At 54.0% G+C, this 17,242-nt stretch carries 16 protein-coding genes; 10 read left to right on the top strand and 6 right to left on the bottom strand.

Going from position 1 to position 17,242, the window contains the following annotated elements; all coding sequences use genetic code 11:
* Nucleotide 1: 1 nt before the first annotated feature.
* The gene (aceE, locus tag OGX93_RS13790) at nucleotides 2-2,665 is read right to left on the bottom strand and encodes a pyruvate dehydrogenase (acetyl-transferring), homodimeric type (protein ID WP_012134048.1); all 2,664 of its coding nucleotides are present in this window, start codon (nucleotides 2,663-2,665) and stop codon (nucleotides 2-4) included.
* A 163-nt stretch (nucleotides 2,666-2,828) separates the two neighbouring features.
* Nucleotides 2,829-3,593 (bottom strand): pyruvate dehydrogenase complex transcriptional repressor PdhR, encoded by a 765-nt coding sequence (gene pdhR / locus OGX93_RS13785; protein ID WP_012134049.1) that lies wholly within the window; start codon nucleotides 3,591-3,593, stop codon nucleotides 2,829-2,831.
* Between the two features lie 540 nt (nucleotides 3,594-4,133).
* On the opposite strand from pdhR, the gene aroP reads away from it, so the two are divergent.
* The 3 genes from aroP to OGX93_RS13770 all read left to right on the top strand — a co-directional run bounded on the left by aroP (nucleotide 4,134) and on the right by OGX93_RS13770 (nucleotide 8,018).
* Nucleotides 4,134-5,507: an aromatic amino acid transporter AroP gene (gene aroP / locus OGX93_RS13780; RefSeq protein ID WP_012134051.1), complete on the top strand. Its 1,374-nt coding sequence runs from the start codon at nucleotides 4,134-4,136 to the stop codon at nucleotides 5,505-5,507.
* A gap of 154 nt (nucleotides 5,508-5,661) precedes the next feature.
* Nucleotides 5,662-7,068, top strand: coding sequence for a glycoside-pentoside-hexuronide (GPH):cation symporter (locus OGX93_RS13775; protein ID WP_101744240.1), 1,407 nt, complete (start codon nucleotides 5,662-5,664; stop codon nucleotides 7,066-7,068).
* Nucleotides 7,068-8,018, top strand: a complete 951-nt coding sequence (locus OGX93_RS13770) for a glycoside hydrolase family 43 protein (protein WP_199976508.1) — start codon at nucleotides 7,068-7,070, stop codon at nucleotides 8,016-8,018. The genes OGX93_RS13775 and OGX93_RS13770 overlap by 1 nt, the downstream gene beginning before the upstream one ends.
* An 89-nt stretch (nucleotides 8,019-8,107) precedes the next feature.
* On the opposite strand, the gene ampE is transcribed toward OGX93_RS13770, so the two are convergent.
* Entirely contained in the window at nucleotides 8,108-8,962 is an 855-nt protein-coding gene (ampE, locus tag OGX93_RS13765; RefSeq protein ID WP_012134054.1) for a beta-lactamase regulator AmpE, read from the bottom strand.
* Complete coding sequence (gene ampD / locus OGX93_RS13760; protein WP_049008869.1) at nucleotides 8,959-9,522, bottom strand: 1,6-anhydro-N-acetylmuramyl-L-alanine amidase AmpD; 564 nt, start codon at nucleotides 9,520-9,522, stop codon at nucleotides 8,959-8,961. Before ampD ends, ampE begins: the two co-directional genes overlap by 4 nt.
* An 87-nt stretch (nucleotides 9,523-9,609) precedes the next feature.
* Here ampD and nadC point away from each other — a divergent pair, with 87 nt between their 5' ends.
* From nadC to hofC, 4 genes are all read left to right on the top strand, one after another.
* Entirely contained in the window at nucleotides 9,610-10,503 is an 894-nt protein-coding gene (nadC, locus tag OGX93_RS13755; protein ID WP_012134056.1) for a carboxylating nicotinate-nucleotide diphosphorylase, read from the top strand.
* A 357-nt stretch (nucleotides 10,504-10,860) separates the two neighbouring features.
* Complete coding sequence (gene ppdD, locus OGX93_RS13750) at nucleotides 10,861-11,298, top strand: prepilin peptidase-dependent pilin (protein ID WP_200028976.1); 438 nt, start codon at nucleotides 10,861-10,863, stop codon at nucleotides 11,296-11,298.
* A 10-nt stretch (nucleotides 11,299-11,308) separates the two neighbouring features.
* On the top strand, nucleotides 11,309-12,694 hold the full coding sequence (gspE, locus tag OGX93_RS13745; RefSeq protein ID WP_286449864.1) for a type II secretion system protein GspE: 1,386 nt from the start codon (nucleotides 11,309-11,311) through the stop codon (nucleotides 12,692-12,694).
* Complete coding sequence (hofC, locus tag OGX93_RS13740; RefSeq protein WP_214143622.1) at nucleotides 12,684-13,886, top strand: protein transport protein HofC; 1,203 nt, start codon at nucleotides 12,684-12,686, stop codon at nucleotides 13,884-13,886. Before gspE ends, hofC begins: the two co-directional genes overlap by 11 nt.
* 33 nt (nucleotides 13,887-13,919) lie before the next feature.
* Here hofC and OGX93_RS13735 read toward each other — a convergent pair whose 3' ends face one another.
* Entirely contained in the window at nucleotides 13,920-14,963 is a 1,044-nt protein-coding gene (locus OGX93_RS13735) for a GMP reductase (RefSeq protein ID WP_230012050.1), read from the bottom strand.
* 225 nt (nucleotides 14,964-15,188) lie between these two features.
* Here OGX93_RS13735 and coaE point away from each other — a divergent pair, with 225 nt between their 5' ends.
* From coaE to yacG, 3 genes are read left to right on the top strand one after another with little or no spacing between them, the layout of a single operon-like run.
* A complete protein-coding gene (coaE, locus tag OGX93_RS13730; RefSeq protein WP_286449865.1) occupies nucleotides 15,189-15,809 on the top strand; it encodes a dephospho-CoA kinase in 621 nt (206 codons plus the stop codon).
* Nucleotides 15,809-16,552, top strand: coding sequence for a cell division protein ZapD (gene zapD / locus OGX93_RS13725; RefSeq protein WP_012134063.1), 744 nt, complete (start codon nucleotides 15,809-15,811; stop codon nucleotides 16,550-16,552). The genes coaE and zapD overlap by 1 nt, the downstream gene beginning before the upstream one ends.
* Nucleotides 16,553-16,561: 9 nt before the next feature.
* A complete protein-coding gene (gene yacG / locus OGX93_RS13720; RefSeq protein ID WP_047458910.1) occupies nucleotides 16,562-16,756 on the top strand; it encodes a DNA gyrase inhibitor YacG in 195 nt (64 codons plus the stop codon).
* 88 nt (nucleotides 16,757-16,844) lie between these two features.
* Here yacG and mutT read toward each other — a convergent pair whose 3' ends face one another.
* On the bottom strand, nucleotides 16,845-17,234 hold the full coding sequence (gene mutT / locus OGX93_RS13715) for an 8-oxo-dGTP diphosphatase MutT (protein ID WP_230012052.1): 390 nt from the start codon (nucleotides 17,232-17,234) through the stop codon (nucleotides 16,845-16,847).
* Nucleotides 17,235-17,242 lie beyond the last annotated feature (8 nt).

Below are 17,242 nucleotides of genomic sequence, written 5' to 3'. Positions count from 1 at the left end.
CTTACGCCAGACGCGGGTTAACTTTATCTGCATCGATGTTGAATTTGGTGATGGCTTCCGCTACCACTTTCTTATCGATTTCGCCACGTTTAGCCAGCTCGCCCAGAGCCGCAACAACCACATAAGATGCATCCACTTCGAAGTGGTGACGCAGGTTCTCACGGCTGTCAGAGCGGCCGAAACCGTCAGTACCCAGTACGCGGTAATCATCAGCCGGTACATAAGTACGAACCTGCTCGGCGAACAGTTTCATATAGTCAGTCGATGCCACTGCCGGCGCGTCGTTCATTACCTGAGCAATGTACGGAACGCGTGGAGTTTCCAGCGGGTGCAGCATGTTCCAGCGCTCACAATCCTGGCCATCACGCGCCAGTTCAGTGAAGGAGGTGACGCTGTAAACGTCAGAACCTACGCCGTAATCTTTCGCCAGGATCTCTGCTGCTTCACGAACGTGACGCAGGATAGAACCGGAGCCCAGCAGCTGAACTTTACCTTTCTTACCTTCGAGGGTTTCGAGTTTGTAGATACCTTTACGGATACCTTCCTCAGCACCTTCCGGCATGGCTGGCATGTGGTAGTTTTCGTTCAGCGTGGTGATGTAGTAGTAAACGTTCTCTTGTTTCTCACCGTACATACGCTCCAGACCATCGTGCATGATGACCGCAACTTCGTACGCGTAAGACGGATCGTAAGAGATACAGTTCGGGATAGTCAGAGACTGAATGTGGCTGTGACCATCTTCGTGCTGCAAACCTTCGCCGTTCAGCGTCGTACGACCGGAAGTACCACCGATCAGGAAGCCGCGCGCCTGTTGGTCACCTGCTGCCCAGCACAGGTCGCCGATACGCTGGAACCCGAACATGGAGTAGTAGATGTAGAACGGGATCATCGGCAGGTTGTTGGTGCTGTAAGAGGTCGCAGCGGCCAGCCAGGAAGAACCTGCGCCCAGCTCGTTGATGCCTTCTTGCAAAATCTGACCTTTCTCGTCTTCTTTGTAGTAAGCAACCTGCTCACGGTCCTGCGGGGTGTACTGCTGGCCGTTCGGGCTGTAAATACCGATCTGACGGAACAGACCTTCCATACCGAAAGTACGCGCTTCGTCGGCGATGATCGGAACCAGACGATCTTTGATCGACTTGTTTTTCAGCATCACGTTCAGGGCACGAACGAAAGCGATAGTGGTGGAGATCTCTTTGTTCTGCTCTTCCAGCAGCGCGCCGAAGTCTTCCAGGGTCGGCAGTTCCAGCTTCTCAGTGAAGTTCGGCTGGCGGCTCGGCAGGTAGCCGTGCAGTTTCTGACGCTGTGCGTGCAGATAAGTGTGCTCTTCAGAACCTTCCGGGAAGGTAATGTACGGCAGTTTTTCGATGTCAGCATCGGATACCGGCACGTTGAAACGATCGCGGACGTAACGAACGCCGTCCATGTTCATTTTCTTAACCTGGTGCGCGATGTTTTTACCTTCGGCAGTGTCACCCATGCCATAACCTTTGATGGTATGGGCCAGGATTACCGTTGCTTTGCCTTTGGTTTCCTGCGCTTTTTTCAGTGCAGCGTAGACTTTCTTCGGATCGTGACCACCACGGTTCAGTGCCCAGATCTGCTCATCAGTCCAGTCAGCAACCAGGGCTGCGGTTTCTGGATATTTACCGAAGAAGTGCTCACGTACGTAAGCGCCATCTTTGGATTTGAAGGTCTGGTAGTCGCCGTCAACGGTTTCGTTCATCAGCTGGATCAGTTTACCGCTGGTGTCTTTACGCAGCAGCTCATCCCAACGACCGCCCCACATCACTTTGATCACGTTCCAGCCAGCGCCGTCAAAGATGCCTTCCAGTTCGTTAACGATCTTGCCGTTACCGGTTACCGGGCCGTCCAGACGTTGCAGGTTACAGTTGATGATGAAGACCAGGTTGTCCAGTTTCTCACGGGTGGCGATGGTGATAGCCCCTTTGGATTCCGGCTCGTCCATCTCGCCGTCGCCCAGGAAAGCGTAAACGGTCTGTTTGGACGTGTCTTTCAGACCACGGTGTTCCAGATATTTCAGGAATTTAGCCTGGTAGATCGCACCAATTGGCCCCAGACCCATAGATACGGTCGGGAACTGCCAGAATTCCGGCATCAGTTTCGGGTGCGGGTAGGAAGAGAGGCCTTTGCCATGAACTTCCTGACGGAAGTTGTCCATCTGCTCTTCAGTCAGACGGCCTTCCAGGAATGCGCGTGCATACACGCCCGGGGAGATGTGGCCCTGGAAGTATACCAGGTCGCCGCCATCCTGCTCATTGCGTGCGCGGAAGAAGTGGTTGAAGCAAACATCATAAACGGTTGCGGAAGACTGGAAGGAAGCCATGTGGCCACCCAGTTCGAGGTCTTTTTTAGACGCACGCAGTACGGTCATGATGGCGTTCCAGCGGATAGCTGAACGGATACGACGCTCCAGTTCCAGATTGCCCGGGTATTCCGGTTCATCTTCAACGGCAATAGTGTTTACATAGTTGCTAGCCCCTGCACCTGCCGCTACTTTCACGCCGCCTTTGCGGGCTTCAGAAAGAAGCTGGTCAATCAGATACTGAGCACGCTCAACACCTTCTTCACGGATGACCGATTCGATCGCCTGTAGCCAGTCGCGAGTTTCGATCGGATCCACGTCATTTGGGAAACGTTCTGACATGGGGGTATTCCTTATCTATCTAATACGTTGATTTGTCTGGAACCTGTCCCATTGAGCTTTCGCCAGAAAGCGCAATAAGACAGGTTCTGCGTTTAGTTGCCGCGCGCTATAATTTGCGCTTGATTTACAACATCTTCTGGTTAACGTTCTGCCAGAAAAATCACTAATTCTTTCGTTGCTCCAGACGGCGTAAGGCGCGTTCACGACGGCTTTCCTCACGGCTTCTGTCCAGGAGAATCTCTTCGATAAACGCCAGGTGACGATGCGACGCTTCACGCGCATCGATCGGATTACCGGCGATGATCGCTTCAAAAATACGGGTACGATGACTGCTCACCAGCGGAAGCATCTCCCGGCGCGCATACAGCAATTCAAAGTTCTGACGAACGTTTTGCGCCAGCATCGGCTCCATACACCTTAGCAGATGGAGCAGCACCACATTGTGCGCCGCTTCGGTGACAGCGATTTGATACTGGAGAACCGCGTCGGATTCGGCATCCAGATCGCCGGACTGTTGTGCAAGCTCGATGGCATGATGGAGTTCACGAATGCGGGTTTTGTCTTCATCCGTGCTACGCAATGCCGCGTAATAAGCGGCAATGCCTTCCAGCGCATGGCGCGTCTCAAGCAGGTCAAATTGGGATTCAGGATGATCGGAGAGCAGTTCTACCAGTGGGTCGCTAAAGCTCTGCCACAGACTGCTCTGCACAAAAGTTCCGCCGCCCTGGCGACGAAGCAGCAAACCCTTCGCTTCGAGACGTTGGATCGCCTCGCGTAAAGAGGGGCGGGAGACGTCGAACTGTTTAGCCAGTTCACGTTCCGGTGGGAGTTTTTCGCCGGGGCGCAAAGTCCCCTCAAGAATTAAAAACTCCAGCTGCTGCTCAATCACATCGGATAGTTTTGGTTGGCGGATTTTGCTGTAGGCCATGATTTCCTGTCTTAAGCCATTTGCCCGGAGTCAATTGGTCTTACCAATTTCACGTTCGTGACGCTAAAGTAACAAAGTATTCACCTTCTGTCCATACAGGTTTTGATTGAAATCAGTAAACCACGCACATTTTAACAAGATTACAGAAATAACGTTTCAAAGATGTAACTATGCACAAATGTTAAATTTACTCCCCTGGGAGTAGATTTAACGTAATTGAAACGAAGAAAAATTTTATCTGAACCGATTCAACCGCTTATTTAATGCTTTTATATTCACAAATAATGAATAAATATTTATCGGCTAAAATTTGAGGTGGGAGAGGTGGTATTTACAAATGGTTTCTTTTTATTCAACTCGTCATCGTCCCTTCATAAAGCAGGTGCATTAACGCCCGCATACCATTATTCTTTAGCCGACGAAAGACTTTCGGTAACAATTAAGATTGTTATCAGCGTAAACATATTAATACAACAAATGGAATTGCAAACTTACACACGCGTCACTGCGTAGTTCAAAAATAACCACACACGAGGTTTCATGATGGAAGGTCAACAGCATGGCGAGCAGCTAAAGCGCGGTCTTAAAAACCGCCATATCCAGCTAATCGCCCTGGGGGGCGCAATCGGTACCGGGCTGTTTCTGGGCAGCGCATCCGTTATCCAGTCAGCAGGGCCAGGGATTATTCTGGGTTATGCCATCGCGGGCTTTATCGCTTTTCTGATCATGCGTCAGTTAGGTGAAATGGTGGTTGAAGAGCCGGTTGCCGGTTCGTTCAGCCACTTCGCCTATAAATACTGGGGCGGATTTGCAGGCTTCGCTTCCGGCTGGAACTATTGGGTGCTGTATGTGCTGGTTGCGATGGCGGAACTGACGGCGGTCGGGAAATACATTCAGTTCTGGTGGCCTGAAATCCCCACCTGGGTCTCCGCTGCGGCCTTCTTTGTGCTCATCAACGCCATCAACCTGACCAACGTGAAAGTGTTTGGTGAGATGGAGTTCTGGTTTGCCATCATTAAAGTTATCGCAGTGGTGGCGATGATCCTCTTCGGCGGCTGGCTGCTGTTTAGCGGCAACGGCGGCCCGCAGGCAACCGTGCGTAACCTGTGGGAACAGGGCGGCTTCCTGCCGCATGGTTTCACCGGGCTGGTCATGATGATGGCGATTATCATGTTCTCCTTCGGCGGACTGGAGCTGGTCGGGATCACGGCGGCGGAAGCGGACAACCCAGAGCAAAGCATTCCGAAAGCGACGAACCAGGTTATCTACCGTATTTTGATTTTCTATATTGGTTCGCTGGCGGTGCTGCTTTCTCTGCTGCCGTGGACGCGCGTAACGGCTGATACCAGCCCGTTCGTCCTGATCTTCCACGAACTGGGCGATACCCTCGTAGCCAACGCGCTGAATATCGTGGTACTGACCGCGGCGCTGTCCGTCTATAACAGCTGCGTATACTGCAACAGCCGTATGCTGTTCGGCCTGGCTCAGCAGGGCAACGCGCCGAAAGTGTTTTTAAGCGTGGATAAACGCGGCGTGCCGGTGAACACCATTCTGGTTTCCGCACTGGTTACCGCGCTCTGCGTGCTGATTAACTATATGGCGCCGGACTCGGCATTCGGCTTGCTGATGGCGCTGGTGGTCTCTGCTCTGGTGATCAACTGGGCAATGATCAGCCTCGCGCACATAAAGTTCCGTCGCGCCAAACAGCAGCAGGGAGTGAAAACTCGCTTCCCGGCGCTGTTCTACCCGCTGGGTAACTGGGTCTGCCTGCTGTTCATGGCGGCGGTGCTGGTCATTATGCTGATGACGCCGGGCATGGCCATCTCGGTTTACCTGATTCCGGTGTGGATTGTCATTCTGGGCGTAGGCTATCTGTGTAAACAGAAAACCGCAAAAACCGTTAAAGCGCATTAATCCCACAGCCCTCACTTGCAAGAGTGAGGGTTGCAACCTGCCTCACATTTTCCTCTGTATAGCCATTTTATCCATATCAGCGGCGTTATCCTGCAACGCAATTACTTCGCTTGCGCAGAATAATTCTCTACATCATCTGATGGGAGACGTTTCAATGGAAAAGGGTAAGCTGTCGATAAAAGAAAAAATCGGCTATGGCATGGGTGACGCCGGATGCAACATCATCTTTGGCGCCATAATGCTGTTTGTTAACTATTTTTATACAGATATTTTTGGGCTGGCTCCCGCTCTGGTCGGCGTATTACTCCTCTCCGTTCGCGTGATTGATGCCGTTACCGACCCGATTATGGGCGCAATCGCCGATCGTACCCAAAGCAAATACGGGCGATTTCGTCCCTGGCTACTGTGGATTGCCTTCCCTTATGCGCTGTTCAGCATCCTGATGTTCACCACCCCGGAATGGACATATAACAGCAAGGTTATCTATGCGTTTGTCACCTATTTCCTGCTGTCGATTACCTACACCGCCATCAATATTCCCTACTGCTCATTAGGCGGCGTCATCACCAACGATCCGCAAGAGCGCGTGGCCTGCCAGTCATACCGTTTTGTGCTGGTCGGGATTGCCACTCTGCTGTTGTCATTAACGCTGCTGCCGATGGTGGAGTGGTTTGGCGGCGACAATAAAGCCAAAGGCTACCAGATGGCGATGACCGTACTGGCGATTATCGGCATGTGCATGTTCCTGTTCTGCTTCGCCACCGTTCGTGAACGCATTCGTCCTGCCGTTCCTACCCATGATGACATGAAGAACGATTTCAAAGACGTATGGAAAAACGATCAATGGGTGCGCATCCTGCTGCTGACATTGTGCAACGTCTGTCCGGGGTTTATCCGCATGGCGGCAACCATGTATTACGTGACCTGGGTAATGGGGCAAAGCACTCACTTCGCCACCCTTTTCATTAGCCTCGGCGTGGTGGGAATGATGATCGGCAGTATGCTGGCGAAAGTGCTGACCGACCGCTGGTGCAAACTGAAGGTCTTCTTCTGGACCAATATCGCGCTGGCGCTGTTCTCCTGCGCTTTTTACTTCTTCGATCCAAAAGCCACTACGCTTATCGTGGTGCTCTACTTCCTGCTTAACATCCTGCATCAGATCCCTTCCCCGCTGCACTGGTCGCTGATGGCAGACGTCGATGACTACGGCGAATGGAAAACCGGCAAGCGCATCACCGGCATCAGTTTTTCCGGCAACCTGTTCTTCCTGAAACTGGGCCTGGCGATTGCCGGAGCAATGGTCGGTTTCCTGTTATCCTGGTATGGCTACGACGCTGGCGCTAAAGCGCAGAGCGACACGGCAATCGGCGGTATTGTTCTGCTCTTCACGGTGATCCCCGGCGTCGGCTATCTGATCACCGCCGGCGTGGTTCGCCTGCTGAAAGTGGATCGCGAACTGATGAAACAGATTCAGAAGGACCTGGAAAAACGCCGCGCCAGCTACCGCGAGCTCAACGATGACCCGCAATTTAACGTCGCTGAAACAGTAAGGAAAGCCTGATGCAAAACTGGCCCAACCCGTTTATTGAACAACGCGCCGATCCGTTTATCCTTCGCGACGGCAACCATTATTACTTTATCGCCTCGGTGCCGGAGTATGACCGGCTGGAGATCCGTCGGGCAAACTCGCTGGAAAACTTACGCACCGCCTCCCCTGTCGTCGTCTGGCGTAAACCTGAAAGCGGCCCGATGTGCGAGCTTATCTGGGCGCCAGAGATTCACCGCATCGACGGCAAGTGGTACATCTATTTCGCCGCCGCGCATACCCAGGCGCTCGACAAACTGGGAATGTTCCAGCACCGTATGTTTGTCCTGGAGTGTACAGATGCCGACCCACTCAGCGGCGTCTGGGAAGAAAAAGGTCAGGTCAAAACACCATTTGATACCTTCGCGCTGGATGCCACGACTTTTAGCCATCAGGGAAAACAGTGGTATTTGTGGGCGCAGAAAGCGCCGGATATCGCCGGAAATTCCAATATCTATCTTGCCGGGCTGGAAAATCCGTGGACGATCAAAGGCGCGCCGGTGATGCTCAGCAAGCCGAAATACGACTGGGAGTGCCGGGGTTTTCGCGTCAATGAAGGGCCTGCGGTTATCACGCACGGCGATAAGCTGTTTATCAGCTATTCCGCCAGCGCCACCGACGAAAACTACTGTATGGGTCTGCTGTGGATTGATATGCATGCCGATCCGCAAAACCCGGCAAACTGGCACAAATCACCGCGTCCGGTCTTTACCACCAGCAATGAAAACCGCCAGTATGGGCCAGGGCACAACAGCTTTACCCAAACGCCGGAAGGCGATGATGTACTGGTCTACCATGCGCGAAATTATACGGAGATTGAAGGCGATCCGCTGTACGATCCGAACCGTCATACCCGCCTGAAGTTAATTCGCTGGGACGACAACGGGATGCCAGATTTTGGCATCCCGCCTGCGGATACCGTCTGAGCACGTTGCCCGGCGGCGCTACGCTTGCCGGGCCTACAGTCCGTGCAAACGTAGGCCGGATAAGCGCAGCGCCATCCGGCAAAACGACATTACACCAGCGCTCCGTAAATGGTCAGAAATGCGATCGCCACCACCACCGCCAGAGACGTTTTCTTCGCCATTGAGACAGCGGCTTTCGGCGTTTCGACCTTATCCGTGTGCGGCTCGCGGGCCAGCGAGAACTGTGCCAGACGCGTCAACACCTGGTACTGAGACGTGCGCAGATCCGCCAGCGAAACAAACCAGGCGGGCAGCGCCTTCTCGCCATGCCCCAGCAGCGCATAAACCACGCCAGCCAGACGCACCGGAATCCAGTCCAGAACATGAAGAATCGCGTCAATGCCAGACTGCAAACGTTGATGCGGCGTTTGATAACGCGCCAGCCAGGACTGCCAGGCGCGCAGAAACGCATAGCCGACCAGCGTCACCGGCCCCCACGGGCCGCCGACAATAAACCAGAACAGCGGCGCCAGATAAAAGCGGAAATTTATCCAGAGCAGCGCATTTTGCAGCTCGCGCAAAAACTCCCGTTCGTTGCAGTCTGGCGGCACGCCGTGGATCAGCGTCAGTTCGTTAGCCATCGCTTCACGGGCATGGGCATCATTACGGGAAGCCGCGTTCAGGTACGCGTGATAATGTAGACGAACCTTCCCTGCGCCAATACACAACACACCAATCAGTATCCAGACCACCAGCGTGGGAGCGTTAAACAGTAAACCTTCCAGCGCACGCAGCAGCAGGAACGTCACCGCCATCGCAACAATCGTCATCCCCAGCGTACGCACCATCGAAAAATGCGTCGTCCGGCGGAACAGGACCTCCAGTCGGTGGTCGAGGTGCCAGTGCTCACCCAGCTTGAACAGGCGCTCAACAATCAGCACCAGTAATGTCGTAAACAGCGTCATGTCATCTCCTTGTGTGACGAGGCGGTGACCAGCGCGCGAAACTTCGCCCAGTCGAAAGACGGACCGGGATCGGTTTTACGCTCAGGCGCAATATTGCAGTGTCCGGTCATGTTGTCGGCTATCGCCGGGTAAAGCGCAATCAGCGTGCGCGTCACGGCGGCCAGTTGCTGATACTGCGCATCGGTATAAGCTAGCGTGTCCGTTCCCTCCAGCTCGATACCAATGGAAAAATCATTACAGCGCTCACGCCCCTGATAGTTCGACACGCCCGCATGCCAGGCACGCTTGTCGAAAGGGACATACTGCACAATTTCGCCATCACGGCGAATCAGACAATGTGCCGAAACGCGCAAATGGACAATCTCGGCAAAAAAAGGATGGGCAGCGGGATCGAGTGTTCCGGTGAATAGCGCATCAATCCACGGACCACCAAACTCGCCTGGCGGCAGGCTGATATTGTGCACCACCAGCAAAGAAGGGGTTTCGTCATCCGGGCGGCAGTCAAAATGGGGAGAGGGGACGCGTCGCGCCTCCGCCAGCCAGCCCTTGTCTAACAGCATACAGAACCTCCTTTTATATGGTGCAGTTATCCGGTTCAGAGTAGCATGTTTCTACCTTATGATTCGTTACCAATTTGGAGTTTTATCATGCCGCCTCGCCGCTACAACCCCGACTACCGACGTGACGCGCTGTTGGAACGCATAAATCTGGATATCCCCACCGCTGTCGCCCAGGCGCTGCGTGAAGATTTAGGCGGAGAAGTTGACGCAAATAACGATATTACCGCGCAGCTTTTACCGGAGAACACCCGTTCTCACGCCACGGTGATTACCCGTGAAGATGGCGTATTCTGCGGAAAACGTTGGGTAGAAGAGGTCTTTATTCAACTGGCCGGCGATGATGTCAGCATCACCTGGCGCGTACAGGACGGCGACAGCATTAAAGCCAACCAGCCGCTGTTTGAACTGGACGGCCCGTCTCGCATCCTGCTGACCGGCGAGCGCACCGCGTTGAACTTTGTTCAGACGCTTTCCGGCGTCGCAAGCGAAGTCCGTAAATACGTTGATTTACTGGCGGGGACAAAAACGCAACTGCTGGACACCCGCAAAACCCTGCCGGGTCTGCGAACCGCATTAAAATACGCCGTATTGTGCGGCGGCGGCGCGAATCACCGTCTGGGGCTTTCCGACGCCTTTCTGATTAAAGAGAACCACATCATCGCTTCCGGCTCAGTGCGCCAGGCGGTCGAGAAAGCCTTCTGGCTGCATCCTGATGTGCCGGTTGAAGTTGAAGTTGAGAATCTGGATGAGCTGGACGACGCGCTGAAAGCGGGCGCAGACATCATCATGCTGGATAACTTCGAAACGGATCAGATGCGTGAAGCGGTGAAACGCACCAACGGACAGGCGCGGCTGGAAGTTTCCGGCAATGTCACTGATGAAACCCTGCGCGAATTTGCCGAAACCGGTGTGGATTTTATCTCCGTTGGCGCGCTGACCAAACATGTGAGAGCGCTCGATCTCTCCATGCGTTTTCGCTAACGCCGGATTGTCATGCCCGATGGCGCTTTGCTTATCGGGCCGACAAATGATGCAAATCCCGGCTGATAATGCCCGGTGGCGCTCCGCTTATCAGGGCCTACAAACGATGCAACGCCCTGCCGATAATGCCCGATGGCGCTTCGCTTATCGGGCCTACAAACGATGTAAATCCGTAGGCCGGATAAGGCGTTTACGCCGCCATCCGGCACATTTTTTCGGGCGGCCTCGCAAACCTGCTGCCCTGCTATGCAACCCGCTAACAATCTTCTGAATCCCCTTTCCCGTTTCGATTTTTGCCGCTCGCGAATTATCCCCTACGTTTGCCAAAGTAGCGCCTGTTAACTCAAGGAGCAGACAATGGACAAACAACGCGGATTTACGCTTATCGAACTGATGGTGGTGATCGGCATTATCGCCATCCTGAGCGCCACCGGCATTCCGGCCTACCAGAACTACCTGCGCAAAGCCGCACTGACGGATATGTTGCAGACATTCGTTCCTTACCGCACCGCCGTCGAACTCTGCGCGCTGGAACACGGCGGTATTGCAACCTGCGACGCCAGCAGCAACGGCATCCCCTCTCCGACCACCACCCGCTATGTCTCTGGCATGAGCATAGAAAAAGGCGTGGTAATGCTCACCGGGCAGGAGAGTCTCAACGGCCTGAGCATCACCATGACGCCCAACTGGGATAACGCCAACGGCATCACCGGCTGGACGCGCAGTTGCAACATCCAGAGCGACAGCGCGCTGCAACAGGCTTGTGAAGATGTTTTCCGCTTTGACGCCAGCTAAGGAGAACGCGATGAACATCACGCAACTTACGGCGCTGTGCCTGCGTCATCAGGGAATATTGCTCGATGCCGATAACGAGGTGGTTCACGTCGCGGTCGTAGATTCACCGTCCCATGAACTGCTGGACGCCCTGCACTTTGCCACAACAAAGCGGATCGACATTGTCTGCTGGACTCGTCAACAAATGGAAGGCCATATGCATAAGCCCCGAAAAATGCTCCCGGCCGTCATCGCCGACGATAGCCGCACGGCGGCGGAACTTTTGCAGCAGACGCTGGAATCCGCTCTGGCAAAACACGCTTCCGACATCCACATTGAACCTGCGGAAAACCACTACCGAATCAGGCTGCGCGTGGATGGCGTACTTCATGCCTTGCCCGGCGTGTCATCCGTCACTGGCGCGGCACTGACGGCAAGGTTAAAGGTACTGGGCAATCTGGATATTGCCGAACATCGACTCCCGCAAGACGGGCAATTTACCGTGACGATTGCGGGCAATGCGGTTTCATTTCGTGTCGCGGTCATCCCCTGCCGGGACGGTGAGAAAGTGGTACTGCGGTTACTTCACCAGGTCGAGCAGGCGCTTGATCTCAACGCGTTAGGCATGCCTGATACGCAACTCGCCCTGTTCATGCAGGCGCTACGGCAACCGCAGGGACTGGTTCTGGTGACAGGCCCTACCGGCAGTGGAAAAACCGTAACGCTCTACAGCGCGCTACAGGCGCGCAACACCCAGGATGTGAATCTCTGTAGCGTAGAGGACCCGGTCGAAATTCCTGTCGAGGGCCTTAATCAGACACAAATTCATCCGCGCGCCGGACTTACCTTTCAGAGCGTATTACGCGCGCTGCTGCGTCAGGACCCCGACATTATAATGGTGGGCGAAATCCGTGATGGCGAAACGGCAGAAATTGCGATTAAAGCCGCGCAAACCGGCCACCTGGTGCTGTCCACGCTGCATACCAACTCCACCAGTGAAACGCTGATACGTTTACAACAGATGGGCGTCGCGCGTTGGATGATCTCATCCGCCCTGACGCTGGTCGTCGCCCAGCGACTGGTCAGAAAATTATGTCCGTACTGCCGTCATCTTGCCGCAGAGCCTGTCTCGCTTCCCGCCGCGCTATGGCCTACCACGCTTCCCCGCTGGCAAGCGCCCGGTTGCGAACGTTGCTACCACGGATTTTATGGGCGTACCGCACTCTTCGAGGTTTTGCCTGTTACGCCCGCATTGCGACAGTTGCTAATCAACAATGCAACCGTTGAGGCGCTGGAGTCCTGCGCCCGACAGGAAGGGATGAGTACGCTTTTTGAGAACGGCTGTCATGCGGTTGAACAAGGATTGACGACCTTTGAAGAACTCCTGCGCGTTCTGGGGCTACCCCATGTCAGCTAAACAGCTTTGGCGCTGGCAAGGGATTAACGCCACGGGCCATTCGGAAGAGGGGGCCTTATGGGCTGACGATCGTGCCGCACTGCTCGTTGCTCTGGAGCATCAGCACATCATGCCGATACGCGCAAAACGCTTGAGCATTAAAGCGGCACACTGGCGCGCAGAGCAAAGCGCGGAGATCGTCCACCAACTGGCGACGCTTCTCAAAGCGGGGCTTACGCTTTCCGAAGGACTGACATTGCTTGCCGGGCAGCATCCCAGTCGACAATGGCAGGCGCTGCTGCAAACACTGGCCCATAACCTGGAGCAAGGCGCCCCGCTTTCTTCCGCGCTGGCGCAATGGCCGCAGGTCTTTCCTCCACTCTATCAGGCGATGATCCGTACCGGGGAGCTTACCGGAAAACTCGATGAATGCTGCCTTGAGCTGGCACGTCAGCAAAATGCCCAAAAACAGCTTGCTGACAAAGTCAAAAAAGCGCTGCGTTATCCCATCATAATTCTGACGATGGCCGTGATGGTTGTTTTCGCCATGCTGCACTTTGTCCTGCCAGAGTTTGCCGCTATTTACCGGACATTCAATACGCCGTTACCGGCACTGACGCAGGGCATCATCACACTGGCGCAGTGGAGTGCCCAATGGGGCTGGCTGATGGCACTGCCCGGTGTCGCAATGGGGGTAATCTACGGTTTAATAATAAAAAAACCGTACTGGCAGATTCAACGCCAGCGTCTTCTGCTGCGCTGTCCCGTTATTGCACGCCTGGTCAGAGGCCAAAAACTCACGCAGATTTTCACCATCCTGGCATTAACGCAACGCGCCGGAATTCCCTTTTCACAAGGGCTGGAAAGTGTCGCAGAAACCCTGAATTGCCCTTACTGGTCTCAGCGTTTAGCTCAGGTTCATCGCGATATTCATGCCGGAAAGCCGGTCTGGCAGGCGCTTAAAAATGCCGGTGAGTTCAGCCCATTGTGCATACAGTTGGTCATGACCGGTGAAACTTCCGGCGCGCTGGATGCAATGTTGCATAACCTTGCCCGGCACCACGGTGAGAATACACTATCGCTGGCGGATAACCTGGCGGCGCTACTGGAACCCGCCTTGCTTGTTATCACAGGGGTCATTATTGGTACGTTGGTCGTGGCAATGTATTTGCCCGTTTTCCATTTGGGGGATGCGATGAGCGGTATGGGATAATGCTGGCGCATTGTGCTGCGCCAGCGCAGGGGATTACAGACTATTGAAAACGCGGTTTTCTTGTTCCTGTACCCGAATAAACGTCGTGCGTTTCGTCAGCTCTTTCAGACGGGAGGCGCCAACGTAGGTACAGGCTGAACGCAGGCCGCCGAGGATATCACGCGCGGTGTATTCCACCGGGCCACGCAGCGGCAGCTTAACGGTTTTCCCTTCTGCTGCACGATATTGCGCAACGCCGCCAACGTGACGGGTCATAGCAGATTCAGAACTCATGCCATAGAACAGCATAAATTTCTCGCCATTCTCTTCAACAATTTTACCGCCGCTTTCTTCATGGCCTGCCAGCATGCCGCCCAGCATCACGAAATCCGCGCCGCCGCCGAACGCTTTTGCGACATCGCCAGGCATGGTGCAACCGCCATCGCTGACAATCATACCGCCCAGACCATGCGCGGCATCGGCGCATTCAATCACCGCAGAAAGCTGCGGATAGCCCACGCCAGTTTTCACACGCGTGGTACATACGGAGCCAGGACCAATCCCGACTTTTACAATATCCGCGCCGGAGAGAACCAACTCTTCACACATTTCACCGGTCACCACATTACCGGCACAAATGGTTTTTGTCGGCCATGCTTCACGCGCCTTTGAAACAAACTGCACGAAGTGTTCGGAGTAACCATTTGCCACATCAATACAAACAAAGTTCAGTGCCGGGCTCTGCGCCAGAATCTGTTTGGTTTTTTCGAAATCAGCATCGGAGGTGCCTGTTGAAACCATCACATGCCTGAGAACATCCTCAGAGGCGGTACTGGTGAAAGCGTTCCAGTCCTCAACGGAATAGTGCTTATGTACGGCAGTCAGAATGTCGAACGATGCCAGAGCGCTTGCCATCTCGAAAGTCCCGACGGTGTCCATATTGGCCGCGATAACCGGCACGCCGGACCAGGTCTGACCTGAATGTTTAAAGGTGAATTGACGTTCCAGTTCAACATCAGAACGACTTTTGAGGGTAGAGCGTTTAGGGCGGATAAGAACGTCTTTGAAACCTAATTTCAGATCTTCTTCGATACGCATGTGCGGATTCCTGGGGTTAATGGCAAAAAAGCGAAACTCACAACTCCAGTGACGTTATCATACGCACTAATCAGGCTTGCGCAAGACTGCGAAATTCTCTTTTTTTACGCTACAATCCCATAAATTTACCTGGCGAATAGTAGATAATGCCTACAGTAATATCGCCTTCGCGCGCTCAACTTTTAACCATTTGATTATCAAACCTAAATCCCAGGATCTGGACTTATGAGGTATACAGTAGCCTTAACCGGCGGCATTGGCAGTGGTAAAAGCACCGTTGCGAATGCATTCGCTGACCTCGGAATAAACGTTATCGACGCCGATATTATTGCGCGTCAGGTGGTTGAACCCGGTCAACCCGCCCTTATGGCGATCGCTGAACATTTTGGTTCTGCACTTATCGCGCCAGACGGTTCGCTACAACGTCGGATATTGCGCGAACGTATCTTTGCCAGTCCTGAAGAGAAATCCTGGCTGAATGCCCTGCTCCATCCGTTAATTCAGCAGGAAACCCGGCGTCAGTTTCAGCAGGCAACGTCCCCTTACGTGCTATGGGTTGTGCCCCTGCTCGTCGAAAATGCGCTGTATAAACAAGCCAATCGCGTTCTGGTGGTCGACGTGACGCCCGAAACGCAGCTCTTGCGAACCATGCAGCGCGATGATGTGACGCGTGAACATGCTGAACAAATTCTGGCTGCCCAGGCAACGCGTGAAGCACGCCTTGCCGTGGCAGATGATGTTATTGATAATAATGGCGCACCGGACGCTATCGCGTCGGATGTCGCCCGCCTGCACGCGCGCTATTTACAGCTTGCGTCGCAGTTTGTCTCACAGGAAAAACCGTAATGCACACCCAGGTCCTTTTTGAACACCCTCTCAATGAGAAGATGCGTACATGGCTGCGCATTGAGTTTCTGATTCAGCAACTCTCCGTCAATTTGCCCCTCGCAGATCATGCGGACGCTCTGCATTTTTTCCGTAACATCGGGGATTTGCTGGATGTGTTCGAACGTGGTGAAGTGCGGACCGAGTTGCTAAAAGAGCTTGAGCGTCAGCAGCGCAAACTTCAGGCCTGGGTTGAAGTGCCGGGGGTTGACCAGAGTCGAATTGAGGCTCTGCGCCAGCAATTGAAGACGGCGGGCAGCATTCTGATTTCTGCTCCGCGTATCGGGCAGCAACTACGTGAAGATCGCCTGATTGCTCTGGTTCGTCAGCGCCTGAGTATTCCTGGCGGTTGTTGTAGTTTTGATTTGCCGACCCTGCATATCTGGCTGCATTTGCCGCAGGAACAGCGTGATGCGCAGGTTGAAACCTGGATCGCCAGCCTGAATCCGCTCAATCAGGCATTAACGCTGATCCTGGATTTAATTCGTAATTCCTCGCCGTTCCGTAAGCAAACCAGCCTGAATGGTTTTTATCAGGACAATGGCGATGATGCCGACCTGCTGCGTTTGCAACTGGCGCTTGATTCACAGCTCTATCCACAAATTTCCGGGCATAAGAGCCGCTTTGCGATTCGCTTTATGCCGCTGGATAGCGAAAATGGGCTGGTGCCTGAGCGCCTCGATTTCGAACTGGCATGTTGTTAAGGAGTAAAGATGTCAGAAACTATCACCGTTAGCTGCCCAACCTGCGGGAAAACCGTTGTCTGGGGCGAAGTGAGTCCGTTCCGTCCATTTTGTTCTAAACGCTGCCAGTTGATCGATCTCGGCGAGTGGGCCGCTGAAGAGAAGCGTATTCCAAGCTCTGGCGACTTGTCAGAAAGCGACGACTGGAGTGAAGAGCAGAAGTAATTCCACTAAAACGTAGGGCGGGCAAGCGCAGCGCCCCCGCCATAATTTGCCGGATGGCGGCGTTGCCTTATCCGGCCTACAAACACCATTAGCCAGCAATCAGCTTTTCAATTACTGGCGCATTCGCGGGCGGGAAATCTTCCGCATTCAGAGCATTTTGCGCAATCCACCGCCCCGGTTGCCCCTCTTTTCCCCACGGCTCCCCTTCCCAGTAATCAACTAACCAGAACCACAGTGTGATGTGCCTGTCCGGGAACTGATATTCCAGCTTTTCAAATAGCGTCGCTTCACGCGGGGTGATCCCCACTTCTTCCTGCAACTCCCGGATCAGCGCCTGCTCCGGCGTTTCGCCCGCTTCGATTTTCCCGCCGGGAAACTCCAGTTTGTTGGCCATATGAGCATCGGCCGCACGTTGGGTAATAAAAATTTCGTGGTTCGGGTTGCGAATAATCCCGACAGCGATTTGCAGTTTTTTCATATGGTTAC

It is taken from the genome of Citrobacter sp. CK195, from assembly GCF_030333365.1.
Taxonomy (GTDB): Bacteria; Pseudomonadota; Gammaproteobacteria; order Enterobacterales; family Enterobacteriaceae; genus Citrobacter_B; species Citrobacter_B koseri.
This window is presented reverse-complemented; position numbering and strand designations above follow the sequence as displayed.